This window comes from Pseudomonas sp. SDO5591_S426, assembly GCF_054070755.1.
Genome location: NZ_JBSVXD010000046.1, coordinates 1 through 22,871, shown reverse-complemented (window position 1 = coordinate 22,871; position 22,871 = coordinate 1). Strand labels below are relative to the sequence as shown.

Genomic DNA, 22,871 nt, shown 5'->3' with positions numbered 1-22,871 from the left:
CGACTGGCGGATTCCTGATCGAATTCTGCCGATTGCGCTCAGCAGAGGATCAGAATCTTCAGCCAGTCTTTCCATGTCGCTGCCACTATCGAGTCTGGGTAAACACCTGATAGCGCTGCCAGACTTTGCGCGCATAGCGCAATCGCGCGGCTTGCCGGTGGGGAGAATTGCCGGCGTTGTAGGCACCCACCGCCGTCCAGTTGTAGCCGTAACGGGCGATAAAATCGGCAAGCACCGACGCGCCGACTTCGACGGACAGGCAGGGTTCATCCAGCAGGCGCTGCTCGGTAATGCCCTGAGCGCTTAAACGGGGTAGATGATGACTGTTGATCTGCATCAACCCGATGTCATGACTCCCGTCCTTGTTGTAGTTCATGGCATCCGCCGACTGCCCTGACTCCACATCGGCGATCGCCTGGAGCAACTCCGGTTCAATGGCATGTTTCGCGCCTGCCGAATGCCAGCAGTACGCGTTAGCGGTTCCGGAGCCAAGACACGCCAACATGAGTATCGGTTTGAAAGCGCACCAACTCATGCCAGACATCGCCAACGATCAAGCACAGGCGTCTTCTCTGCACCTTGCAAGGTTTGTCGCCCCATCAGCACGACATCCCCGGAGTTGTTCAGCGCAATGCGGTCCTGGAATATCTTCGCTCGCACACAGTCGGGGTCATGGCGCAAACACCTTTCGAGACTTTGCGCCGCCTGCTCGTTGCGTCGCCAGAACCAGTGATGCCAGGCGTAGAAGAAATGAACATCGGCCTGTTCAGCGTCCAGTAGACAACGTCGAAAAAGCACTTTTGCGGCGTCCTCGCAGCCACGAAGACTGGTCAACAAGGCGAGACGTACAAGCGACTGTGTGCTGGCGGGGTCCAGTGACAAGGCTCTGGAAATCGCAGAGTGCGCCTCATCAGCGGCACGACCCTGCTCGCACAAACCGAGCATGGCCTTCCCCAGCCAGGCATCCGCCAAACCACACCAGGCCGCTGCGTAATTACCGGCCAACTGCAAACAATGTCGAAACTGCACAAGGGCATCGCGCAGGCTTTGCGGCGTGTGCTGCTGCAAATTGCACAGACCATTGAGATAAGCCACCGCAGCCGGGTACGAAGAGCAGGAGTTCCTGACAGGACGCAAGCCGGGAGCACGCTGCGCAACCAGGCTCGTCAACGCGCCAAGCGCCTCTCCCACATCTCCGGCGTCCAGCGTCTGACCATGCAGCAGCGCGTGATCACGGCCACGGATCAGTTCGACCGACCATCGTTGTCGCTCACCCGATCCGCAGCAGCGCCCGCTCAGCCAGTAGTCAGCCGACAATTGCCCCACCAGGGTCCGAACATCGACCGGTTGACTGTAAGCCGCCATCAGTCCCGAAGGGATGATGTGCAACGTCTCGCCGAACGCCGCAGTCAACTGACGGATCATCACATCTTGCAGATCCAGCGCAGCGCTCTCGTCGAGATTGCGAAAAGGCAGAACGGCCAGCGTTAGCGTCGCGGTCCTCGCGTGGTTCGGCGTGTCGAGTTCGACAACCGCACAGGTGAACCGATATCCCTGACCGTACACCGTCGCTATGAAATCCTTGTTCTCCTTGAGCAGCTTGCGCAACGCATAAATGCAGCGGGTCAACGACTCTTCCGCCGCATCGGCTTCGGGCCAGACACTTTCGAGCAAATGGTCCTTGCTGATCACCGTGCCCGCCGAACCGAGCAGCAAACGTAAAACACTTAATTCTTTTGGGGGAACGTGGACTCCCTGTCCATCTCGCATCAGCGTTCCATCGCTTTGCAGTTGCCAGTGGTCAAAAACGTATGACCTGACCGGCGATTGATCAGTGGCACTGTCCATACTTTGAGACTTCTCTATAGAAAGGTGCTGAAACGCAATCGAGCCAGAGGGTGGTTAGGCTCGAGATGACAAGCTGCGTGACTATAGGAAGTTGAGTGGGGGGATTCCGTAGGACTATTAATTCTATTGATGTATGAAATTACGACACAGTATGTAGTCCCTAAATATTGGGGAGCATTGACACTTAAACCGCGTTAATAATATCTAACACCATTAAGATCAACCCGGCAAAAGAGCGTTTTCTGCTAGCGCAAACCCACGTTCAAAAACACCATACAAAACCCTTTAACCAAACTGGAGGATACAGATGAGTCTTTGACAGCGGCGCAGCCAATGCAACTAACAAATATGTAAATCAACCCCTCCCAAAAAACTCAATCAATATTAACTCCTATAAAGCCCCATATTCACGACCGCACTCCAAAAACCAACACTTCAATTACGACCACTTTTCCTAAAAACCAATTCTGAGAATTCAATGCACATCACAAATTCCCGACGGCTCACAGAAATCAAGCCATCAGACATAGAAACCATCTCAGCAAAGCAAACACTCAATTCTTTCGAAAAAAAAATAGCGTTCGCATCCAACTCTTCTCGAGAGCTATGTCGAACACTTGACAAATATGGAATTGACATACGCCCTGACGAGTTGCAAAAAGCTCGCACCGACGACAAGCCAATAATATTTGCACATAAAGATCGAGAAGGAAACTTCAACCTGGATACCGGTTTGTATATATCGGACCCCAAAAGTGGTGATGCGTATGGACAGTTCAGGTTTCACGAAGGACGAGCCACAACGAAATATCAAGTCACCGAATGCACAAAATTGATGGTAGATGAAAAAAGCTTGGATGCATTACGGAATACCTATCACGAATTAACTGGCGTAACGAGTTTCCTAAGGGATATTCTTGACTTAAAACCTGGAAAAGATCTTGAAATCTTCAAAAATCATCCTGAGTACTTTTCCTATCTCCCACCCATGGACACTCACTCCAATGGCTACTTAATTTTCCCCAACGCTCCTTATATTGACTTAAACTCACTGACCGAAACTTCGTCAACACTAAAGGATCGAAGAGATGGTATATGCTTAGGGGCATACGCAATACATCCAAATCAAAATCTATCTCTAATTGAAAAAATTGATGACATCTCAAACATTGATGACAGAAACATAAAAGCAAATCGCAATGACAACACCCGCACCTTGTCCGACATAGCCGCACAAACCAACGTAAAGTACCTTGCATCTATTCTTGACTTGGATGCGAGCGATGTCCCTATGTTGGAAAGTCTAAAAGAGCATGTACTCGCTCACCTATCCGAAGTTTATGACGTAGACAGTAGCAAAGAAAAAGTTCAACTATACTTCCATTTCCCTCCTGCTGACGTGACAGCAACATTGCATCTTCACGTTCGCGTTAATGTGGCGGACCACCCACTCAATCAGGACCGTTCATTTAATTTATCTGACATCATTACGACCTTAGATAGCGGTCGTTCAATAAACGATTTAATCTTACAAAGACACGACGGCGCGTTGTATACACTTGTGAACGAAAACGATTCTATTCGTGTGATCCCGGACAAATCAAAAGTAAAAAACCCCAACATCCTTAATCTCACTTAAAAACAAACATTAATTCACGCCGCCGAGCAAAGGAACCAACATTTAGCTTACATCCACATCCAAAGGGTGTAAGCTAATTAAACAGTCACTCAACATAGCAAGAAGCATTAAATTTTAATTTTCCAGCACTCCCTTGATAGACATATAAATATCCTTCACTGTTTCCCACTCTACTATTTCGGACTCTGGCAGCTCGACACTAAACCTCTCGTTAAACATCATCACCACTTCCACAATCCCGATAGAGTCGAGGTATAAATCTTCAACTAGCCTTGAGCTACTTTCAATTCTCCCATGACGTACAGACAAATACTCAGACAGCACTGTAGCTGCTTCTAACTCAACGTCCAACGCCACCCTCTTCACCCCTGACATAACTTATCTCTTAAAAAGCGCAACAATAGACTGACAAGTCTATTGCCACGCATCAAAAACACTATAAAAACAACAAACCCCAACGCCAAAATCAAAAATTCAACATCGCCTTCAACATATCTGCGTATTGATTCAGATGAGAAGACAACGTCTTATTAAAGTTGTCGTGATAAGAATTGGCGTTCGAATACTTCTGCGTGAAGGACTGCAACATGTTTTTCATGCGCTCTTCCTGGGCGTTGAAGCCGGTTTGCCAGGCCTGGAATCGGGCGGTGTCCCACACAACCATTCCTTCTGGCAGCTCTTTTATCATTGTCGCCAGCGGCCCCGTATCAATGATTACGCAATAAGTGCCATCGGCATTTTGATGGAGACAACTTTCGGGCAGCCCCAATGCTTTGCGCCAGTTCTCGGCCTCTTCCCTGCTGGCGCCCCCCTTGCCGGGTTCTGGAAAAAGTATGGCGGCAGGGTTTGGGGGAGAGTACTTCGTGAGCAGGGTCCTCAACAGACCTTTCAATTCACCTGCAATCAGTGTGACCTCTTTACCGTCGTTCCCGCCGACGATGTAGTCCTTCATTTTCGCGAGAATTTCGGTATTGAAGTCGGAAAAGAACTCCGAATAGGCCGCAATGATATGTTCATAGCCAGCCAGGTAACCGTTCTTGATCAGGTCAATGAGTTCGAGCAATTTGTCGAAAAATTCGTTTGAAGATTTCACTCTCACGTCGAATTCATCAGCGATCTCATTCGGCAACGACTTTCCTAGCAGTCCGCCGAAAATACGATTTTGCTCATCGAGAAGTTGCTGACGTTGCTCCATTGGCAGCGTGTTGGAACAATGGATAAAAACCTTCCCACACTGTTTTACCTGCTGCGCCCACATCTCCCATCGGATGCGTTTGGCCTGGATGTGTTCGGCGAACTCGGCCGAACTGAAAGACATCGCCAGCGTTTCCGCTGACGCGCCTTCGAGCCCTTTGGGAACTCCCGCCGGACACTTCAGCATATTTTCCAGATTACGATTCAGCGCCTTCACCGAGCGTTCGAGCAACTGCGCAAGGGAAAACCCGGCATGAACCTCGACAGGCATTTCGGGAGGCAGCGGCACATCAATAGTGACATTGAGGTCAGCCAGCAAACTGTTTCCCGGAGTTGATAATTCTGTAATTCTCATATTGTTTTCCTCACTCAAACTCTGCCCATGACATCAGCACGCGACTGGAAAAGCTGCATCACGATGTCCATGATTTTTTGCAGGAGTGCAGCATCGGCCGAGTCTTTCTGGCCGACTTCATCACTCAAACTCTTCTGGGTATTTTGTGCACTTTGCTGCAGGACTTCTTTCTCCCGCGCAGCGTGTTCGGTCATGCGAACCAGGTTGGATACGACCTGACTCAAGTTCATCGACATAGAGCTGAGGAAACGACCGATTTCCAGTTTTTTCTCAATGCCCTTGCTGCCTATCTGGCTCAGCCAGTCGGAGTTTTGCCCGACCTTCTGCGCCTTGAGGATTTCCCCGTCGAACCACGCCTGCTCTTGAGGCGTCAAGGTTGAACCCTTGGGTTTGAAATCGACGGATGTCGTGCGGCCGAAATCATCGAAGGTTTTTATTTTGTAAGAGGTTTGCGGGTCCCATTCATCGCTAGAGCGATGTTGCTTGAGGTCACGCTCAATATTGTTGGCGTCGAGAGCGTTGCGTTTATGCAGGTTGATATCCGCATGTTTGAGCCCCAGACCTTGGAGCGCCTTGAACATGGCGAACCCGGCGATTGCTCCAGACACCACGGCAGCGGTAACCGCACTGTAGAAAGCCGCATCGCCGGACTCGATAATGGCTGCGCCCTGGGCTTTGGCCGCCTCGGCGGCCATGACACCGAAATGCCCGCGCAACTGAGCGTTGACGACCCGGGCGACGCTCAACGCAATAATCGCAGAGATCAGTACATTGGCATGTTTTTCCCAGGCACCAGGGTCGAACATCAGATCCTCGCGCACTTCATCGGGGAGCATCATCAAAGCCGCATCGAAATCTTGCCAGTCCGCGTCACTGGGCTGGTAGGCGTCAATATCACGCTTGAGTTCTGCAGCCGTAGGGAATGTGAAGTTGTTGCCCCGTAGTACTTGCTTTGCGTCGAGTTGATCAGTTGCCAAACCAGGAAATCGCTTGCCTTTGAGATCCTTTGAAAATTGCTCCTGAGCGATCAACTCGCTCAGGCCTGCATCGCTGACCGGATCGTGAGTCGATACGTTTGGAACAGGCCTGATCGTGGTGTGAATGGTGGACATGACAAATTTCCTTCAATCAGTGAGTTCAAACGTGCCGGGCCATTTGCAGGCTGACGGAATGGCTACGCTGCATGTCGGCAAAGACCTGTTCGATTTGTCGGGTACGTACCTGCATTGCCTGGCCGTAGTCTTCGACCAGCCGGGTGAGATAAGCGGTGATTTCTTCGCTGATCGCCATGCGCACCCGCACGTCAGCCAGGTGCACGGCGGCCTGGGCCTGATGATTGCCGCTGGCAACCTGCAATCCGCCCTGCACGGCCACATTTCCGAACTCGGTGACGGCCTGAGCAATCTGCAGATTGGCTCCGTAACGCGCCATGGACACGGCATCGGCGCCATTGGTGATGAAGCCACGCAACTGGGTCAGCATCTGCGTCAGTGAGTTGCCTGCCGATGAAGCCACCTGTTTAAACGCCTGCATGGCGGCGGGCGCAACATTGGCGATCATCGAAGACAGTTTCGAGGCGATGGCGCCGACCATTGGCCCGATCACCTGGGCCCCGACCACAGCCACCAATGCAACGGCAGCCAGTGTTGCGGCAATGCCCTGGATCATGCCGGCGATTTGTGCGATGTCCTTCGCGGTCTCTGGGTCGACACCAAATGCCACCAGCAATTTTGTATAGAGCTCGGTGAACAGCTTGATGGCTTCCTGCATCACAGCGGTCAGCGGCTTCATGGCTTCGGCCATGAACGACACACCGGTCGCTGACTGAACCGCAGCGTCGGAAATCATGATCGCTGCGCCAATCACACCCACCGCGATCAGCACTGGGTTGGCGGTCAACACGCCGGCAGCGATCGTCGCAACGGTCAATATCGCGCCGACGATTTTGCCAATGCAGCCCATGGTCTTCTGCAACGCCTCAGCCTTGCGTACTTCCTCCAGGTACTTTTCCGACTCGTGCTTCATGTGTTCCTGAAGCTTGGCTTGCAGCTCAAGGAACAGCTCTTGATTGATCTCTTCCTTGTTCTGTGCGGCATCACCCAATAGCTCGATGAGCTTCAGTCGATTCAGCAGCGCCAATGCGGCGCTACTCAGCGCTTTCTCATTCGACTCCTTGATGGAGGAACCGCCAAGGCCGGCCTCCTGCACTTTCCCGGCAACAATGGCCAGGGTTCTGGCGCTGGCATTGGCGATCTCGATCAGTTTCAGGTGGGCATCGGTCGCCTTTTGCAGCGCTTGGGTGTGGCCCGCGAGCTCACCTTTAAGCTTGTCGCGCAGCGCCAGTTCACTGGCATATTCAGGTGAGTCTGGATCCAGCCCGGCCAGCCGTGCTTCGCTCGCATCCAGCAATCCCTGAACATGCCGAACCCGTTCCTGCAACTGATCGAGATGTTCCTGGCTGCTGCCGATGTCGCCCTCGGCAGCTTCAAGTGCCTCGACGGCAGCGGCGTATTCGGCCGCCAGTTTTTCATGCCCCTGCTGCTTTGCGCCGGCCATGCTTTGCAACATCGCCAGGCGATTTTTCAGCTTGTTGACGTCGACCTCGCCGAGCAGCTCACTGATCATCGCCATCAACAGCGTGAACAAGTCACCGTTGGTTTCCTGTTTGTTGCCATCGACGCGTGGAGGTGGCGCGTGCAGTACGGGCCTGCCCGAATTGGCAGTGGCTGCTCCTTGCTGGCCTTCGTAGCTGACCGACATCAGACGGGCTAAGGCTTCTTGGCCAGCCTTCTGATAATCCAACGTCCTGGCAGCCTGGCTGGCAGCCTTGCCATATTTTTCAAAGGCCTCGTTGCGACCTGTTGCGCCCGAAAATGCCGGGCTAAGGGTGCTTCTGATTTCACTCATGTTCTGTCTCCGAACAATCCTTTTCAATGTGACTCAAGGTGTCGAGATACACCTGAGCCTGCTTGTGCAGATCGTCTTCCGTGGCTTGATCAAGCACATATTCGAAACACAATCTGGCTTTGCCGATCTTGCCCAGCGCCAGGTGACACTGGCCGGTGTACAACATCGGCCGGTAGTCGTTCTTGCCTTAGGCGAAGGCGATCGCGTACAGGTCGATCGCTTTCTGGTGGTTCTGCTTGAGTTGGTGCACGGCGGCCAACCCCATCCAGTAATGGCTGTTGTTGAAGTCGTAGATGCACAGGAAGTGAAAGAACTTCTCGGCATCGTCCAGCCGCCCCTGCTCGTAAAACTGGAACGCGAAGGCATAGAGACTGTTCATGTGTTCGTCACTGATGCCTTGCACGTCTTTCAATGCCGCGCCACCGAGCACTGCATCCACGACGTCGAGGGCCACTTGTTCAGCTTGTTGTTTGTCGCGACTCATCAGCCACACTCCTGAAAAACGTCAGCGCTGCTGACGACTGCATTGAGCCAAAGCGCTGCTGAGCACGCTGCCAAATTGCGCTCATGCCAACGTTCGGAGGAAAGAGGAAAAGGGAGAACTCAGGCTTGCTCGACTTGCTCGAGCCAGATCAACAGGCGCAGGACTTCTTCGATTTCCTGCACCTGGAGGAAGCTGTAGCGCTGGTGGGTTTTGAAGATTCGCCGAGCCAGCGCGATGTCGTTGATTACCGGCACACCCACCTCCTTGGCATACGCTCGAACAGCCAGTGCGCGCTGGTTGGTTTCCATCAGCGAGATAAACGGCAGCAGGGTGATTTCCGGGCGGAAATACACGCCGATGGCGATGTGGGTCGGGTTGGCGATGATCATCCGCGAGCTGCGCACGTCGGATTTGACTTGCTCGGACAGAAGCTCCCTGTGCAGGTCGCGACGGCGGCCCTTGATATCCGGGTTGCCGTCTTGCTCCTTGTGTTCACGCTTGACGGCGTCCTTGTCCATCATCTGGTCTTTCATGAATAGCCAGTATTCGCTCAGCGCATCCAGCACGACGATCAGCAGCACGCATCCCAGAAACGCCAACACCAGCACCAGCAACAAGTGGCCCCAGATTGCGAACAGCTCAGGTGCCTGAGTGAACAATTGCGCAAACAGCAGTTGCCGCTGCGTGATCCAGACGATCCACAACGCCATGGCAAAACTGCCCAGGTACAACAGCGCTTTGACCGTGTCCTTGACGGTGCGCATGCTGAACAGTTTCTTGAAGCCATTGATCGGGTTCAGCGCACCGAGATTGAGCTTCAAGGCCTCGCTGGCCAGCACAAAGCCGCTTTGCAACAGCGCAGGCAGTGCGCTGGTCAACACGCACACCAACAGCAGCGGCAACAAGGACTTGAGCCCGACCAGCACCAGCATCGCCGAGTACGCTTGCATGTCCACGTCAAAATCACTGGCGATGATGCGCCGATAGACTTCCATGACCTCGAACAATGAGCTGTTGAACACCATGTAGGTGATGCCGCAAAGGGTCAGGCAGGTGACCACCAGATCCTTGGCCTTGAATGTCTGCCCTTTGCGTGACGCATCGCGCAGTCGCTTGGCGGTGGGTTTCTCAGTCTTCGAGGCGCTGGACGACATCAGTAACCTCCCTTTCGCTGCCCAGGTAGTGCTCCAGCCCTTGGGATTTGGTGCCCATGCGCAGGACTTCATCCGGCAGGTGCACGCCGAAATACAGCATCAACACCACCAGCGCCACCAGGCTCTTGACCGTCAGCGACACCGAGAACGCGTTCATTTGCGGCGCATACCGCGAGAGCAAACCCAGCAACGCTTCGCTGACCAACAGCGTGGCCACCACCGGTGCACTGATCACCAGCGTCTTGCTCACCAGCGCATCGAGCAGGTTCAGAACAGATGGCAGGTGCATCTCGCAACCATTTGCCGGCGTGCAAATACGGTAGCTATGGCCAACGGTTTCGAGCATCAGCAACATGCCGCCGCCTTCGAGATAAACCACCGCGGCGAACAACTGGAGAAAATTCGCCAGCTCCGAGGTGTCGACGCCGTTGGCCGGGTCCACGGTGCTGCTGAGCATGGCGCCGCGCTGGTTGTCGATCAGGTTGCCCATCGCGTGCAACACCCAGAACGGCCAGCACAGCAGGACGCCAAGCAGCACGCCAATGCCGGCCTCACGCAACACCAGCCCGAAGAATGCCAAGCCGTCGAGCGCCGGCAACGGCACACCCACATAAGCCCAGAACCCCGTCGCCACTAACACAATGACAGCCTGACGCGGCACGCCCGTAAGCACCCCGCTGTTGAGAAACGGCAACATGAAAAAAATCGGCGCCAGGCGTGCCACCCCAAGAATGGCGGCGGCGAACCAGGCGTACAGATCGAAAAACAACGTCACCGACATTGCGCTAACCCAACGCCAGACGTATGACTTCGCGGCTGAAATCGAGCAGGGTTTCCCCGTACCAGCCCGACAGCAGGAACAGGCACGCGGCGACCGCCAACAACTTGAAACCGAACGGCAGTGTCTGCTCCTGTAATTGGGTCACGGTCTGAATCAACCCGACCACCAGGCCGACTACCGTGGCGACAATGATCGGCCACGCCACCATCAGCAGAATCAGGTAGAGGGTTTTATTGCCGGCATACACCAGATCATTCATTTACCTGCCCTCATGTCAGCAAGGTCAGGTATTGCTTGACCAGCCCGGTCGACAGCAACGCCCAGCCATCCAGCGCCACAAACAGCACCAGTTTGATCGGCACAGAAATGATCACCGGGCTCATCATCATCATGCCCAGCGCCAGCAGAATGCTGGAGATCACCAGATCGACGATCACGAATGGCAAATACAGGTAGAAGCCGATCTTGAAGGCGCTTTTGATTTCACTCAACGCGTAGGCCGGCAGCAGCGAAAACAGCGACGGCGTGAGCTCTTCATCGGCGGGCAGGCCGACGTCGGTTTCGCTCTGCACCGCTTGGGCCCGCTCGAAGAACAGCGCCAGTTCCGGGTCGGTGTACTTGCGCAGATATTCCTTGTATCCCCCCAACCCGTTCTCGGCGAAACTCACCACTGACTCGATGTCGGTAAAGGCCACCTGTTCTTCCTTGTAATAGCCATACCCTTGCTTCATCACCGGTGTCATCACGAAAATCGCCAGCATCAGGGCAATCGCATTGAGGGCCATGTTCGAGGGCACCTGCTGCAAGCCCAAGGCGTTACGCACGATGACAAAGACAATCGAAAACTTGATGTAGCAGGTGCCGGCCGCCACGAGAAACGGCAGCAGTGACGCGAACGCCAGCAGCGCGATCAGCGAGACGTCATTCATCGCGGCTGTTCCGCTGAAGTACCCCGATAAACCTCGATCAACTCGACACCCAATTGCTCGCCCAGCTGCACCAGTTCCCCCCGGGCAACACGCTTGCCGTTGGCGCGAATCTCGATGTGCCGTGCGGCGTCGTCGGCCAACGGAATCAGTTGCCCATCGACGATCCGCGACAGCGTGGCCAGGTCGATGTCATGGGTCGCGAGAATGAACTCCAGTCGCACGGACAAAGCGCCGAGTTCGACATTCGCCCGCGGCTCAATCGCGGCTTGTTGATCGGCATCGGCAACGGTCGATTGCATGAGTAATCCCTCTTCAGTAAACGTGAAAACGCCGACGCATCGGCCCGCCAGCCAGGCGCGTTGAGCCGGCTGAATGATCCGCAGGACATCGCCCTCATTCAGTCGTGTCCGGCTCGCATGAATCAGGTGACTGACACCCAGCATCAGCTCCAGGCGCAGCGGCAAATCGGCCAGCCAAGCGTTGGAGTCCAACGGCTCGCTGGCGGCACGCGCCGGTGGCAACTGCGTCACCCACACGCGCCCCCGAGACGTGTCGAGCCAGGGCAACGTGTGCGTTGGCAGTTGCGGCGGATCGACCAACTCGACGTCGGACAGCGTCTGGTAATGCAACTCGTCCAGCTCCAGCAGCAACGGCCGTGGCACCGACTGAAACAGGTCAACGATATTCGTCACCGAGGTCTCTATCCTCAGCAACGACTGCAACTGCGGGAGCGAGCGATGCAGCCAGTCACGGGCCATGATCAATCCGTGCCAGTCCCTCCCTTCGCTGTGTGCGCAAAAGCGTAAGTAGCCGGGCCGCCGTGGCAGGCAACCAGAACCGGTGTCATGGCCGGCACCCCGCCAGCGCTGGACCGACCGCGCGCAGGCATGGGCCGCAGGGTCGACCCGGCGCAGTTTCAGTCCACTCATGCGGGCAGCTCGGACTGTTCGTCCTGCTCGTCATCCGGCGATTGCTGCGAACCCTGACGCTGCTGCTCGCCGCCGCTGTCGGTCAACCGCCAGGCCGGCTCCCGCACCTGTTCGAAGGGTTCCTTGAGTTGCTCGAATACCAAGGTGTTGCTCGGGCTGAGCTGAAGGTTGCGAATGGGCTCATCAGGCACTCGACTGATCGTCACTTGCCCGCTGACCGTGCCTTTGTTGAACGGCACTTGCAGCAAACCCCGGTCCGACGCGGGCAAGATTTCGAGCATCACGTCAGGTGTCGGCATGGGCCGCAGGATCGGCGATGCAGGAATGGATGGCGGCACGACCGTTGCCGTATGGCGCATCACTTGCGGCTGCAACAGTGCTTCGGGCAACTCAGCTTCGGTGGTGAGCGGAATCGGCGCTTGAGCACTGGCGGCTCGTTCGATTGACATGGGTTCAGCGGTATTTGGCGAGCGCTCGATCGGCGACCCCACAGGCAAATTCGATAGACGCGAGTCCAGTTCGATTTTCCCGAGCGTTACTTGCACAGGCATTTCCATCCTGTCGGAGGTCAAGCCTTTAGTCAGCATCAGTTGGTGTGGCAGCTGTTGAATCGGCCGCTTGGCTTGTGGATAAATCATCGTCATCGGGGCCGCTGGCAGTGCCTTGTCGCGCGCAACATCCGCCGTCCCTTGGTTGATGGTCATCGATCGCTGACGCAAGACCAGCGCCGCCAAAAGATCCAGCACACCTTGTGGCAGATCCTCCTCTTGCACCGGTACGAGCGTGTCTTTCAGCTCATCCATGGAGCCGTCGGTAACGGGGTCCAGGACTTGAACCGGCAGAGCTGAAATCACAGATACATCGTTCATCGCCGAACTCCGTTCATCTCTTCTATCTCCCTTTCTTCTCGGCGCACGCACTCAAGCCGTTGCCCACGCAATAGCTGCTGGACAGACCGTTCGTACTTGTCATGTTTACGTTGCAACAAACCCAATTGCTCGCGTTGCTCTTGCAACAATTGCTCAACCTGTCGGCACTGCTGGTCGACGCGATCGCGCTCAAGACGCAACAGATCAATCTGCCGACGGATAACAGCCTGCCTGCGCAACAGCGCCAACAGTTGCCCGTGATCCAGCACGCAGTCGTTTGCCCGATGACTGGCCAACAGACTTTGCAGTGACGCCTCTTGTCCCTCGAAGCCGGCACGTTCCTGCAACAGTGGTTGCAACTGCTGTTGTGTGCGCAGCACCGCTTGTTCGCCGCGTTGCCGACGGAACTGACTGAACGCCAACAGGCGTCGTCCATCACGCAATGAGTTCATGCAAACTCCGCAGGGTTTCGTCCGGTTCGCAGCATTCATCCGTCGGCTGACGCAACCACTGAGTTAGCGCATCGCGGCGCTGCATCGCCTGGTCGTTCGCGGCGTCTGCGCCCTGGGTGTACTCGCCCATATCGAGGAAAATCTGCAACTGCTCAAGACGCGTCAGCGTTTCCCGAGTCGATGCCGCCAGTTGCTGCACCTGGGACGTGGTGACTTGCGTTGCTACGCGACTGACGCTGCGCAACACATCGATTGCCGGATAGTGACCTTTGGCCGCCAAGGCACGGCTGAGGTAAATATGGCCGTCGAGAATGGAACGAATCTCCTCGGCAATCGGGTCCGGCTCGTCGTCGCTTTCCAGCAGGACGGTATACCAGGCAGTGATGCTGCCCGAAGCAGTTACACCCGGTCGTTCCAGCAAACGCGGCAAGGCGTCGAATACCGAGGCCGGATAGCCGCGCCGCGCCGGTGCTTCGCCCGCCGCCAGGGCCAAATCCCGCCGAGCGCGGGCATAACGCGTCAACGAGTCCAGCAACAACACCACTCGCTGGCCCTGGTCGCGAAAATACTCGGCGATGGCCGTGGCCTGGAGGGCCGAGTTGCAGCGATCCACCGACGAAAAATCCGACGTGGCATACACCACCACGCAACGGGCGCGTTTTTCCGACTGGCGCAGATGTTCGATGAACTCGGTCACTTCACGTCCGCGCTCACCAATCAGGCCGATGACAAAAACGTCGGCATCGGTGTGGTTGATCAGCATGTTGATCAACGTGGTCTTGCCAGAACCGGCGGCGGCAAAAATGCCGATGCGCTGACCGACGCCGCAGGTCAGCAAGCCATCGATGACCCGAACGCCGGTACGCAACGGTTCCGCCACCGGGCGCCGCTGCTGGTAAGACGGAGGGTCGGCATCCACCGGATAGTCCCGTTGAGCAACGGCCATTGACGGCGCCAGACGCTCGACGATCGTGCCCTGGGGGTCGACCACGCTGCCGAGCAAGGCGTCACTGCACGTCAATTGCAGCGTTGCGCCCGTCGGCACGATCATCGACTCCCTGGACAAGCCCTTCGCATCACCGAGCAAACTGAGCAGGACCGCACCAGGCTTGAAGCCGATGACCTGCGCCCTGGCCGCGACCTGAGGCAAGCGCCAATGGCGCCGTACTTCGCAGACCTCGCCAATGACAACGTCGCCCAGCGCCGCTTCGATCAACGGACCACTCAACCGCAGGGGATGGGCCGCATGCCTTTCCAGCCGGGTGATCATCGGCGTAAAAGGTCGCACAGCTTTTCGGTCGCCTGCACGAAAGCATCGAGGGCTTGTGCGAAATGTTCGGCGTCGCCGAGGGCGTGAGCATTGGCCATCAGGCGCAGTTCGAGTCGCTCCTGGACGACGCAAAGATGCAATTGCCCGGTGCGGGAAAACGCATTGCCTTCCAGCAGGAACTGCATCAAATCGAAGGCACAATGGTTCATTACATTCGGACTCGCTTCTGCGACCGACGCCCAGACCCAGACATCACCATCGACCACGGCAACGCTGATGTCGGGCAGGTTTTTCATCTGCATTTCAATGGTGCTATGACTGTCGAACTGCCCGATCTGGCTGTCCATGCAGCCGCTATGACGCAGCGCGTCGCGCAACAGACCGGCAATATCCATCGGTATCATTTACAGGTTTTCCTTACAGCGTCTTGATGACATTGACCGAGACAGTCTCGGAGATTTCGCCGAACGACATCACGTCCAGCTCCCGGAACCGCCCTTCGATCAGTTTCTTGATGTAGCGCCGCACATCGATCGAACACAGCAGCACCATGTCCTTTTGCGCGATGTGCAGGCTGTCGATGCCGACACTCAGTCGGTCCATCAGCTCTTCAGACTCGGCCGGTTCCAGGTTGATGAAACTGCCGCCCGAGGTTTGGCGAATGCCTCGTCGCACCACCTCTTCGAACTCCGGTGAAAGCAGCAGCACACGCAAGTCATTACCGTGGGCGAATTTGTTGCTGATGTAGCGGGCCATCGAACCGCGAACGTGCTCGACCAGCGCCAGCACGTCTTTTTCCCGTGACGCCCAATGGGCCAGCGATTCGAGAATGAGCTTCATGTTGCGCACGGAGATGCGCTCGCCGATCAGCCGCTGCAGCACTTCGGCGATCTTCTGCACCGTGACGTGGCGATAGACTTCCTTGAGCAGATCGGGGTAGCGCGTTTCCATTTCGTCGAGCAGTTGCTTGGTTTCCTGCACGCCGAAAAACTCCTGGATGTTGCGCGCCAGCAACGTGACCAGGCAGCGATAGCATTCTTCGTCAGCCGGGCGCAGGTGATAACCCAATTGCTGCACCCGCTCGCGGTCGGTGGCGTTGACCCAGACCCCGCCAAGTCGATTGCTGTCGTTGCCGCGCACCAGCGCAAATTCCATGGAATCCAGTTCCGGCGAGTAGTCGAGCAGACGCCAGTGATCGAAATGGATATCGAACTGTTCGGCGCGCACTTCATTGATCAGCACCGCCACTTGATGTGCCGGCAACGCTTCGCTGGCACGAAGCTGTGGTTCGGGAATACGCAGCCCATAGTCGACGAAAAACTGGCTGCGAAAGCGCGCTGGCCAACGGGCCCTGCTCAGTTCGTCCAGACGCGCCGTGGGCACCAGCAACATCAGCGCGATGGTTTCGGTGGCGATATTGTCGACGTCATCGAGCAATCCCGACTCGGGTTGCAATGCATCTTGCGCGGAGGGTGCCGCACGGCCATCGCCCTGCCCGGCCAGTCGGGTAGATTTGCGATGCCGCATGAACACAACCAGGCCCAGCACACTGGCAATCGACAGGAACGTCAGCAGCGGAAAACCCGGTAACAGGCCCACGCCCACAGCGAGCAATGCAGTCACGCCCAGCACGAAGGGATTGCCCAGCATTTGCGCGAGCATGTTGCGCCCCAGGTTGCTGTCATCACCGTTGACGCGGGTGACGATGAAGCCGGCGCCGATGGCGATCAGCAACGCGGGAATCTGCGCCACCAGCCCATCGCCGATGGTCAGCAAGGTGTAGGTCGACAGGGCAGTGGACATGTCCATGCCCATTTGCCCGACACCAATGGCCATGCCGCCGATGAAGTTGACGAAGATAATGATGATGCCAGCGATCGCGTCGCCCTTGATGAACTTCATCGCCCCGTCAAAGGAGCCATACAGCTGGCTTTCGCGCTCCAGAGTGCTGCGTTTTTCCTTGGCTTCTTCGGCCGTGATGGCACCGGCCTTCAAGTCGCCGTCGATGCTCATCTGCTTGCCCGGCATGCCGTCCAGCGAGAAGCGCGCCGCCACTTCGGCTACCCGTTCCGAGCCTTTGGTGATCACGATGAACTGGACAATGGTGACGATGGAAAAGATTACAAAACCCACCACCAGGCTTTCGCCGATCACGAACTCACCGAACGACGCAATGATCTCGCCGGCATCGGCCTGACTGAGGATCAAGCGGCTGGTGCTGATCGACAGCGCCAGGCGAAACAGCGTGGTCAGCAGCAGCAAGGCCGGGAACGTCGAATAGTTGAGGATGCGTTCAATGTAGAAAGAACCCATGAACACCAACAGCGAAATGATGATGTTCAGGCCGATGAGAAAATCCACCAGCACCGTCGGCAAGGGAATGATCAGCATGGCGATGATCATCACCATCAACGACAGAATCAGCAGCTCCGGTCGAGCGCTGACATTGCGTAGAAACACGTTGAGCATGGCAGGTCAGTTCCGGGAAAAAGTCATGGGCAACCACTGAGACGTCGCCGCTCAATACATTCGTGGGCGTAGGCGATGTCGGCCAGGTGCGTGAACTGCTGTGCCAGGCGTTGGGGTGCCTCTTCATCGACAAACAGTGGCAACGGCAATTGCAGGCTCAGTCGGCGCACCGTGTGCAGCACGGTTGAGCGCTCACGGTGAGGACTCAACAGCAGGCGTTCACCGAGCGCGCCGAGCAGCAACTGGTCGAGTTCGTCGGGGTAGCTCAGTAGCCCCATAAGGAACACCAGCCAGTCGGATTCATCGGGGTTGTGCCGACAGATGAGTTCATCGCCGAGCAGGCTGCCGATAAACAGGCCATCGGCTGAACGCAGGCGCTTGAGGTCAGCCAGCCTGGCCAGCAGGTGGCCAAATTCTGCACGCGAACAACTCGGGTCCTGGGCGCTGATATCGGTGAGCAAGGCGTCTTCGATGAACACCAGCACGCTCATGCGATTGAGCGGCCCGTACAACGCAATCCAGTCCTGATAACAACTGACCGGGCCGTCGTCGGACTCGAGAAAATCCCGGTAGGTTTCGCGCAGCAGTCCCGCACGCACGGCCATGCTCGCACCGAACATTCGGGCTTTGAGGGCCGTATTGATGCCCGCGTTCATCCGCTTGGGCGAGGCCTCGGCGAGCGCTTCCTGCAATACCTTTTCAAGTCGCCGACGCGAACCGCCATCGAGCCGTTTACGGCGCAACAATTCCCGCAACACCAACACCAGATCGCTGTCATCGGGGAACAACCCGCGCAACTGCTGCAACAGCCAGGTGACGGGTTTATCCGCCAGTCGCGCCAGACTCAGGACCCGTTGCACTTTGGGCAAAGTGTCGTCGTCGAGCACTCTTTCGAAGTTGTCGGTCAGGGTGTCGGACTTGAGTTCGAAATGCCGTCGGGCACGAAACTGCGCCAACGCTGCCGACATTTCATCGCTGATCTGCACAAAACGCTGCGCGGCAGCCGCCGTACCGCTTTCATCCAGATCAATGTCCGCATCCGCCTGTGGTTGTGGATGCTCCGCGGCCTTCTCGGTATTGAGCCGAGCCTGGGCCGATCTGCCACCCGTGGAAATTGGTGGCAGGATCATTTTTCCGATGCCCGGAAGTACGATCGGCGCACACGCTCATGCTGCTGCGGTGTCAGCATCTGCGGGCCCGGTTCCATGACGGGCTCGAAGGCGTCGAGAATTTCCTTGGGCTGAATCAGGAACACCCGCACCGTGTTGGCCGAGCGGCTTTGTCGATAGCTGAACAAGCGCCCGATCCATGGAATCGAACCCAGTACCGGTACCCGTCCGATTTGCTCGCTGTTGTCATCGCGGGTGAAACCGCCCACCAACAGGCTCTTGCCCTGAGGCACCCGCGCCACAGTACTGATTCGTGTGCGACCGACCGTGGGCAGCGAGTTCGGGCGCTCGCCCTGGCCGGGGCTTTCGACTTCGTTGCCGTCCTCGATATTGAGCGACATTTCCACCTCGTCCGCCTGGGCGAAACGCGGCAGTACGCTGACCAGCGTGCCGTAGGTCACGTGCTGCAACTCGACCGTGCGCTCGCCCACCAGCGGGGCATAAAACGTGCGGTTGTTGTCGAAGATCGCCGGCACGTTTTCCTGGGTAAGAATCACCGGTCGCGAGACCACATTCGCTCGGTTGGTACGTTCCAGCGCCATGACCTGAGTCACGAACGAAACACCATCGAGGGTGGTCGCCGAACCGGCATTGAGCGATGCGGAAAATTTACCGCCCGAATTCACCGTGCCTTGCCAATTGATGCCCAGCTGATTGAGCTCGTCCTTGTGCAAATCGATGATCCACAGCGACAACTCCACGTGGCGCTTGGGCGTGTCCAGCGCGCTCACCAGGTTCTCGATGAAGCGCACTTGCTCCGGCAACCCCTTGACCAGCAGGCTGTTGGTGTCGGGATAAGCCACCACTCGAATGTTTCCCGCGGCCACCTCGCGCGCGATGATTCGCGGCGCGGTCGGGTCTTGTTCCGAGGGCGTGCTCGCCAGGCCTTCGAGGGGAAACGCCGGCATCAATCCCTGCGGTCGCTGTGCAGGGGCTTGCGCCACCGACGGTTCGACCTCGCGTTTCTCGCCACGCAGCAACTCCTCGATCACGGTGGCCAGGCCGGGGATGGTCACCTTGTCATCGCGCAGCTCGTATTTGCGGTCGCTGACGAAGGTATTGCGCACCTGGATCACACCGATCTGCTGCTTGCCCAGCAACAACTCCGAGCGCTGGTTATCCATCATCCCGGCCGCTTGCACCACCAGGTCGACATACATCGGCGGACCCGACACATGGAAAGTCCGCAAGCCGTCGTGGCGCAACGGATAGCGCTTGTCGTGCAACCCGGAACGTTCGAGAAATGCCTGGAGCTTGGCTACGGTGAGGGTGTGCAGCGACATCATCGAGCTTTTGAATTCCGAGGCGTCGTACAGGTAAATCGCCTGGCCATCGCTGTACCAGATCAAGCCCATTTGCGCGCTGATACGCTCAAAGGTTCTCTGCGGAACGAGCAAATCGAACGTTCCGGAAACCCGCTTGGCCGCAGCAGCTTTACTGACGATTACGGGTTTACCCAGCGGGCCGGACAACTCGCTGAAAAAAGTGCGCGCGCTCTGCTCACGGGCCTCGAAGTTATAGACAGCGGCCTGCGCAGCACAGGGTGCAAGCAGCAACGCGGCGCTCAAGCAGGCGGGCAAAAGGGAAAAAGAGAACAATCGGCAGTTCATCGGCTCACTTGCCTGGAAGGTAGGTAATATCGGCCAGGCTGCTGGGTGAGAAGCCCACCAGCTCGCGGATTTCCTTTGAGAAATGCGAAGAAGAGGCGAAACCGAACTCCAGCGCGACATCCGTCAGGGAGTTGTCCCGCTGGCTCATGTTCAACAACGCCTGAGCCGTCCGCCAGCCACGCAAGGCAGGCTTGGCCGCCGTACCCAGCGCCTGTCGACACAGTCGGCGAAAATGCGACACAGAGACGCCGTAGCGCTGCGCCAAAGTGGTCAATTTTTCACTGTGTGTGCCCTGCTCCACCAGGAAACGTACAAGCCCGTAGCTCTCGCAATGGCGCAGCACGCTGGCAAAAGCCTGGTAGGCCGGACCACCGGCCATGGCTTGCTCGATGTACCAGCGCTCGAGCGTCCTTTGCGACTGGATGACTGGGGAGGCCACCGGCAATGCCGCCGGGAATGCCTGGCTGGATCGTTGATCAACCAGCGCGTCACCCAGATCGATGAACACTTGCAACTTCACCAACGGCGCTTCTGCAACTGGCAGGGTCTGCACGTTGCCGTTTACTTCAAATGTACCGTTCATCGCAATCAGCCCTTCCCAGCCGACTGGCAGGTGGCAGGCCGTCGCACACTGGGTCGAGAGCAGATACACGGGGGATTCGTTGACACGCAGATGCAGCACCCGCTCGCCGAAACGGGCGTCGGGGAAACCTGCGGCGCGTATTGATTCGATGTGCACGCCAACCTCCTTTGCGACCTGACGATGTGGGTCGGCAGGATGAAAGACATGGCGCGTTGAATCCTGATGTAAAGCTGATGAACCCCGGATGGCATATGCCTTGCAGCCGATCAGTCATCAGCGCACAGGCCAACGGCGGAATGTGTGCAAGGACAATGGCGTCGTCACCCGGCCTGGCTTGTAGAAGGGTCTGGGACGACGTTTTTTTTGAAGGTGCGAAATCGATGAACGAACCATCAGCAGGCCCTTTGGCCTGGGTCAATGGCAGCGATGCCCCGGAAAAGACCGAAATCAACCTCGGCTTCATGGCCCTGAGCGACTGCGCCTCGGTGGTGGTGGCCGCCACTCAGGGGTTCGCCCAACCCTACGGCTTGACCCTGAACCTCAAGCGCCAATCATCCTGGGCAAATCTACGGGACAAACTGGTCAACGGTGAACTCGATGCCGCCCACAGCCTGTACGGCTTGATCTACGCCGTGCACCTGGGCATCGGCGGCGTGGCCCCGACCGACATGGCGGTGCTGATGGGGCTGAACCAGAACGGCCAAAGCATCAATCTCTCCCATGGCTTGCAGGGCCTTGGCGTGACCGGTCCTGAAGCACTTCACCGGCACGTGCACCAAAGTCGCCCAAAACTGACGTTCGCCCAGACTTTCCCTACCGGCACCCACGCGATGTGGCTGTATTACTGGCTCGCCAGCCAGGGCATTCATCCGCTGCTGGATGTCGACAGTGTGGTGGTACCGCCGCCGCAAATGGTCGCGCACCTGCAAGCGGGGCGCATCGACGGCTTCTGCGTTGGCGAACCGTGGTCCGCCAGCGCGGTGCAACAGAATCTCGGTTTTACCTTGGCCACCACTCAAACTATCTGGCCCGATCATCCGGAAAAAGTCCTCGGCTGCACCCGCGCCTTTGTCGAGCAATATCCCAACACCGCCCGAGCGTTGGTGATGGCGATCCTGGAAGCCAGCCGCTTCATCGAAGACAACACCGAAAATCGTCGCAGCACCGCGCAATTGCTCAGTGCGCCGCAGTACCTCGACGCACCGCTCGAATGCATCGAACCGCGCCTGTTGGGCGACTACGCCGACGGTCTGGGTAATCGCTGGCAAGACCCGCACGCCTTGCGCTTCCATGGCGCTGGCGAGGTCAATCTGCCGTATCTGTCCGATGGCATGTGGTTCATGACCCAGTTCCGTCGCTGGGGCTTGTTGCGCGACGACCCGGATTACCTCGCAGTTGCTCGCCAGGTCCAGCAACTAGACTTGTACCGTGAGGCCGCCAGTGCCGTCGGAGTCGCATCACTGGGCAAAGAGATGCGCAACAGCCAGTTGATCGACGGCAAAGTCTGGGATGGTTCCGACCCGGTCGGCTATGCCCGCAGCTTCAAGCTGCACGCCATGAGCGACAGCTCGCCCCGACTCGCCAGTCGCTGACAGGAGACTGCGAACATGTTGCGTATCCTGCTGATCAACGACACCGCGAAAAAAGTCGGACGCCTGAAAGCGGCCCTCACCGAAGCCGGATTCGAAGTGATCGACGAGTCCGGGTTGACCATCGACCTGCCCGAACGCGTCGAAACGGTGCGTCCGGATGTGATTTTGATCGATACCGAGTCACCGAGTCGCGATGTCATGGAGCAAGTGGTGCTCGTCAGCCGCGACCAGCCACGGCCCATCGTCATGTTTACCGACGAGCACGACCCCGATGTGATGCGCCAGGCGATCAAGTCCGGGGTCAGCGCCTACATCGTCGAAGGCATCCACGCACAACGCTTGCAGCCGATTCTCGACGTGGCCATGGCGCGCTTCGAAAGCGATCAGGCCTTGCGCGCGCAACTGCACGCCCGCGACCAGCAACTGGCCGAGCGCAAGCGCATCGAGCTGGCCAAAGGGTTGCTTATGAAAATGAAGGACTGCAACGAGGAAGAGGCCTACACCCTGATGCGCCGCCAGGCCATGAGCCGCCAGCAGAAGCTGATTCAGGTGGCGGAGCAGATTATTGCCATGAGTGAATTGTTGGGTTGAGCATCAAAAGATCGCAGCCTTCGGCAGCTCCTACAGTTGGCATACG

22 protein-coding genes and 1 pseudogene are annotated in these 22,871 nt (G+C 57.1%); 3 read left to right on the top strand and 20 right to left on the bottom strand.

The genetic code is table 11. The features are described 5' to 3' along the window. Window positions 1-85 precede the first annotated feature (85 nt). Window positions 86-535 carry a transglycosylase SLT domain-containing protein gene (locus ACW9JC_RS12220; RefSeq protein WP_457455154.1) on the bottom strand — a complete coding sequence of 150 codons (450 nt, stop codon included), beginning with the start codon at window positions 533-535 and terminating at the stop codon, window positions 86-88. Continuing rightward, complete coding sequence (locus ACW9JC_RS12215; protein WP_457455153.1) at window positions 532-1,848, bottom strand: winged helix-turn-helix domain-containing protein; 1,317 nt, start codon at window positions 1,846-1,848, stop codon at window positions 532-534. Before ACW9JC_RS12215 ends, ACW9JC_RS12220 begins: the two co-directional genes overlap by 4 nt. A gap of 478 nt (window positions 1,849-2,326) precedes the next feature. On the opposite strand from ACW9JC_RS12215, the gene ACW9JC_RS12210 reads away from it, so the two are divergent. Continuing rightward, on the top strand, window positions 2,327-3,487 hold the full coding sequence (locus tag ACW9JC_RS12210; RefSeq protein ID WP_457455152.1) for a hypothetical protein: 1,161 nt from the start codon (window positions 2,327-2,329) through the stop codon (window positions 3,485-3,487). 114 nt (window positions 3,488-3,601) lie between these two features. Here the strand turns inward: ACW9JC_RS12210 and ACW9JC_RS12205 are convergent, their stop codons facing one another. The 18 genes and pseudogenes from ACW9JC_RS12205 to ACW9JC_RS12120 form a co-directional block, all read right to left on the bottom strand. Continuing rightward, window positions 3,602-3,862 carry an acyl carrier protein gene (locus ACW9JC_RS12205; protein WP_457455151.1) on the bottom strand — a complete coding sequence of 87 codons (261 nt, stop codon included), beginning with the start codon at window positions 3,860-3,862 and terminating at the stop codon, window positions 3,602-3,604. Between the two features lie 91 nt (window positions 3,863-3,953). Then, entirely contained in the window at window positions 3,954-5,036 is a 1,083-nt protein-coding gene (locus tag ACW9JC_RS12200) for an IpaD/SipD/SspD family type III secretion system needle tip protein (RefSeq protein WP_457455150.1), read from the bottom strand. Window positions 5,037-5,050: 14 nt separating this feature from the next. Continuing rightward, window positions 5,051-6,148, bottom strand: a complete 1,098-nt coding sequence (locus tag ACW9JC_RS12195; RefSeq protein WP_457455149.1) for a cell invasion protein — start codon at window positions 6,146-6,148, stop codon at window positions 5,051-5,053. Between the two features lie 25 nt (window positions 6,149-6,173). Continuing rightward, a complete protein-coding gene (gene sctE, locus ACW9JC_RS12190) occupies window positions 6,174-7,943 on the bottom strand; it encodes a type III secretion system translocon subunit SctE (protein WP_457455148.1) in 1,770 nt (589 codons plus the stop codon). After that, window positions 7,936-8,427, bottom strand: a pseudogene (gene sicA, locus ACW9JC_RS12185) (type III secretion system translocator chaperone SicA). The gene sctE and the pseudogene sicA overlap by 8 nt, the downstream one beginning before the upstream one ends. Before the next feature lie 119 nt (window positions 8,428-8,546). Beyond that, entirely contained in the window at window positions 8,547-9,581 is a 1,035-nt protein-coding gene (locus ACW9JC_RS12180; protein WP_457455147.1) for an EscU/YscU/HrcU family type III secretion system export apparatus switch protein, read from the bottom strand. Further along, a complete protein-coding gene (sctT, locus tag ACW9JC_RS12175) occupies window positions 9,556-10,362 on the bottom strand; it encodes a type III secretion system export apparatus subunit SctT (RefSeq protein WP_457455146.1) in 807 nt (268 codons plus the stop codon). The genes ACW9JC_RS12180 and sctT overlap by 26 nt, the downstream gene beginning before the upstream one ends. Window positions 10,363-10,366: 4 nt before the next feature. Continuing rightward, window positions 10,367-10,621 (bottom strand): EscS/YscS/HrcS family type III secretion system export apparatus protein, encoded by a 255-nt coding sequence (locus ACW9JC_RS12170; protein WP_020795892.1) that lies wholly within the window; start codon window positions 10,619-10,621, stop codon window positions 10,367-10,369. Window positions 10,622-10,631: 10 nt separating this feature from the next. After that, a complete protein-coding gene (locus ACW9JC_RS12165) occupies window positions 10,632-11,291 on the bottom strand; it encodes an EscR/YscR/HrcR family type III secretion system export apparatus protein (protein ID WP_457455145.1) in 660 nt (219 codons plus the stop codon). After that, window positions 11,288-12,220, bottom strand: coding sequence for a FliM/FliN family flagellar motor switch protein (locus tag ACW9JC_RS12160; RefSeq protein WP_457455144.1), 933 nt, complete (start codon window positions 12,218-12,220; stop codon window positions 11,288-11,290). The genes ACW9JC_RS12165 and ACW9JC_RS12160 overlap by 4 nt, the downstream gene beginning before the upstream one ends. Next, window positions 12,217-13,089 (bottom strand): SpaN/EivJ family type III secretion system needle length determinant, encoded by an 873-nt coding sequence (locus ACW9JC_RS12155; RefSeq protein ID WP_457455143.1) that lies wholly within the window; start codon window positions 13,087-13,089, stop codon window positions 12,217-12,219. The genes ACW9JC_RS12160 and ACW9JC_RS12155 overlap by 4 nt, the downstream gene beginning before the upstream one ends. Further along, entirely contained in the window at window positions 13,086-13,541 is a 456-nt protein-coding gene (locus tag ACW9JC_RS12150; RefSeq protein ID WP_457455142.1) for a type III secretion protein, read from the bottom strand. Before ACW9JC_RS12150 ends, ACW9JC_RS12155 begins: the two co-directional genes overlap by 4 nt. Continuing rightward, the gene (gene sctN / locus ACW9JC_RS12145) at window positions 13,525-14,811 is read right to left on the bottom strand and encodes a type III secretion system ATPase SctN (RefSeq protein WP_457455163.1); all 1,287 of its coding nucleotides are present in this window, start codon (window positions 14,809-14,811) and stop codon (window positions 13,525-13,527) included. Before sctN ends, ACW9JC_RS12150 begins: the two co-directional genes overlap by 17 nt. Further along, the gene (locus ACW9JC_RS12140) at window positions 14,808-15,215 is read right to left on the bottom strand and encodes an InvB/SpaK family type III secretion system chaperone (RefSeq protein WP_457455141.1); all 408 of its coding nucleotides are present in this window, start codon (window positions 15,213-15,215) and stop codon (window positions 14,808-14,810) included. The genes sctN and ACW9JC_RS12140 overlap by 4 nt, the downstream gene beginning before the upstream one ends. A gap of 13 nt (window positions 15,216-15,228) precedes the next feature. Next, window positions 15,229-17,280 (bottom strand): EscV/YscV/HrcV family type III secretion system export apparatus protein, encoded by a 2,052-nt coding sequence (locus tag ACW9JC_RS12135; RefSeq protein WP_457455140.1) that lies wholly within the window; start codon window positions 17,278-17,280, stop codon window positions 15,229-15,231. A 23-nt stretch (window positions 17,281-17,303) separates the two neighbouring features. Next, window positions 17,304-18,410, bottom strand: coding sequence for a type III secretion system gatekeeper subunit SctW (sctW, locus tag ACW9JC_RS12130; protein ID WP_457455139.1), 1,107 nt, complete (start codon window positions 18,408-18,410; stop codon window positions 17,304-17,306). Beyond that, window positions 18,407-20,059, bottom strand: coding sequence for a type III secretion system outer membrane ring subunit SctC (sctC, locus tag ACW9JC_RS12125; RefSeq protein ID WP_457455138.1), 1,653 nt, complete (start codon window positions 20,057-20,059; stop codon window positions 18,407-18,409). Before sctC ends, sctW begins: the two co-directional genes overlap by 4 nt. A 4-nt stretch (window positions 20,060-20,063) precedes the next feature. After that, window positions 20,064-20,798 carry a helix-turn-helix domain-containing protein gene (locus ACW9JC_RS12120; RefSeq protein ID WP_457455137.1) on the bottom strand — a complete coding sequence of 245 codons (735 nt, stop codon included), beginning with the start codon at window positions 20,796-20,798 and terminating at the stop codon, window positions 20,064-20,066. A gap of 224 nt (window positions 20,799-21,022) precedes the next feature. Between ACW9JC_RS12120 and ACW9JC_RS12115 the strand changes: the two genes are divergently transcribed. Then, window positions 21,023-22,234 carry a CmpA/NrtA family ABC transporter substrate-binding protein gene (locus tag ACW9JC_RS12115; protein ID WP_457455136.1) on the top strand — a complete coding sequence of 404 codons (1,212 nt, stop codon included), beginning with the start codon at window positions 21,023-21,025 and terminating at the stop codon, window positions 22,232-22,234. Window positions 22,235-22,249: 15 nt separating this feature from the next. Beyond that, window positions 22,250-22,825 (top strand): ANTAR domain-containing response regulator, encoded by a 576-nt coding sequence (locus ACW9JC_RS12110; RefSeq protein WP_008056396.1) that lies wholly within the window; start codon window positions 22,250-22,252, stop codon window positions 22,823-22,825. Window positions 22,826-22,871: the final 46 nt, after the last annotated feature.

Coding starts and splice junctions, on each gene's coding strand:
- ACW9JC_RS12220 (WP_457455154.1), bottom strand. CDS start 535: ATGAGTTGGTGCGCTTTCAAACCGATACTCATGTTGGCGTGTCTTGGC.
- ACW9JC_RS12115 (WP_457455136.1), top strand. CDS start 21,023: ATGAACGAACCATCAGCAGGCCCTTTGGCCTGGGTCAATGGCAGCGAT.
- ACW9JC_RS12135 (WP_457455140.1), bottom strand. CDS start 17,280: ATGCTCAACGTGTTTCTACGCAATGTCAGCGCTCGACCGGAGCTGCTG.
- ACW9JC_RS12165 (WP_457455145.1), bottom strand. CDS start 11,291: ATGAATGACGTCTCGCTGATCGCGCTGCTGGCGTTCGCGTCACTGCTG.
- sctW (WP_457455139.1), bottom strand. CDS start 18,410: ATGATCCTGCCACCAATTTCCACGGGTGGCAGATCGGCCCAGGCTCGG.
- ACW9JC_RS12180 (WP_457455147.1), bottom strand. CDS start 9,581: ATGTCGTCCAGCGCCTCGAAGACTGAGAAACCCACCGCCAAGCGACTG.
- ACW9JC_RS12210 (WP_457455152.1), top strand. CDS start 2,327: ATGCACATCACAAATTCCCGACGGCTCACAGAAATCAAGCCATCAGAC.
- ACW9JC_RS12110 (WP_008056396.1), top strand. CDS start 22,250: ATGTTGCGTATCCTGCTGATCAACGACACCGCGAAAAAAGTCGGACGC.
- sctE (WP_457455148.1), bottom strand. CDS start 7,943: ATGAGTGAAATCAGAAGCACCCTTAGCCCGGCATTTTCGGGCGCAACA.
- ACW9JC_RS12160 (WP_457455144.1), bottom strand. CDS start 12,220: ATGAGTGGACTGAAACTGCGCCGGGTCGACCCTGCGGCCCATGCCTGC.
- ACW9JC_RS12215 (WP_457455153.1), bottom strand. CDS start 1,848: ATGGACAGTGCCACTGATCAATCGCCGGTCAGGTCATACGTTTTTGAC.
- ACW9JC_RS12140 (WP_457455141.1), bottom strand. CDS start 15,215: ATGATACCGATGGATATTGCCGGTCTGTTGCGCGACGCGCTGCGTCAT.
- ACW9JC_RS12195 (WP_457455149.1), bottom strand. CDS start 6,148: ATGTCCACCATTCACACCACGATCAGGCCTGTTCCAAACGTATCGACT.
- sctC (WP_457455138.1), bottom strand. CDS start 20,059: ATGAACTGCCGATTGTTCTCTTTTTCCCTTTTGCCCGCCTGCTTGAGC.
- ACW9JC_RS12155 (WP_457455143.1), bottom strand. CDS start 13,089: ATGAACGATGTATCTGTGATTTCAGCTCTGCCGGTTCAAGTCCTGGAC.
- ACW9JC_RS12150 (WP_457455142.1), bottom strand. CDS start 13,541: ATGAACTCATTGCGTGATGGACGACGCCTGTTGGCGTTCAGTCAGTTC.
- ACW9JC_RS12200 (WP_457455150.1), bottom strand. CDS start 5,036: ATGAGAATTACAGAATTATCAACTCCGGGAAACAGTTTGCTGGCTGAC.
- ACW9JC_RS12170 (WP_020795892.1), bottom strand. CDS start 10,621: ATGAATGATCTGGTGTATGCCGGCAATAAAACCCTCTACCTGATTCTG.
- sctT (WP_457455146.1), bottom strand. CDS start 10,362: ATGTCGGTGACGTTGTTTTTCGATCTGTACGCCTGGTTCGCCGCCGCC.
- ACW9JC_RS12205 (WP_457455151.1), bottom strand. CDS start 3,862: ATGTCAGGGGTGAAGAGGGTGGCGTTGGACGTTGAGTTAGAAGCAGCT.
- sctN (WP_457455163.1), bottom strand. CDS start 14,811: ATGATCACCCGGCTGGAAAGGCATGCGGCCCATCCCCTGCGGTTGAGT.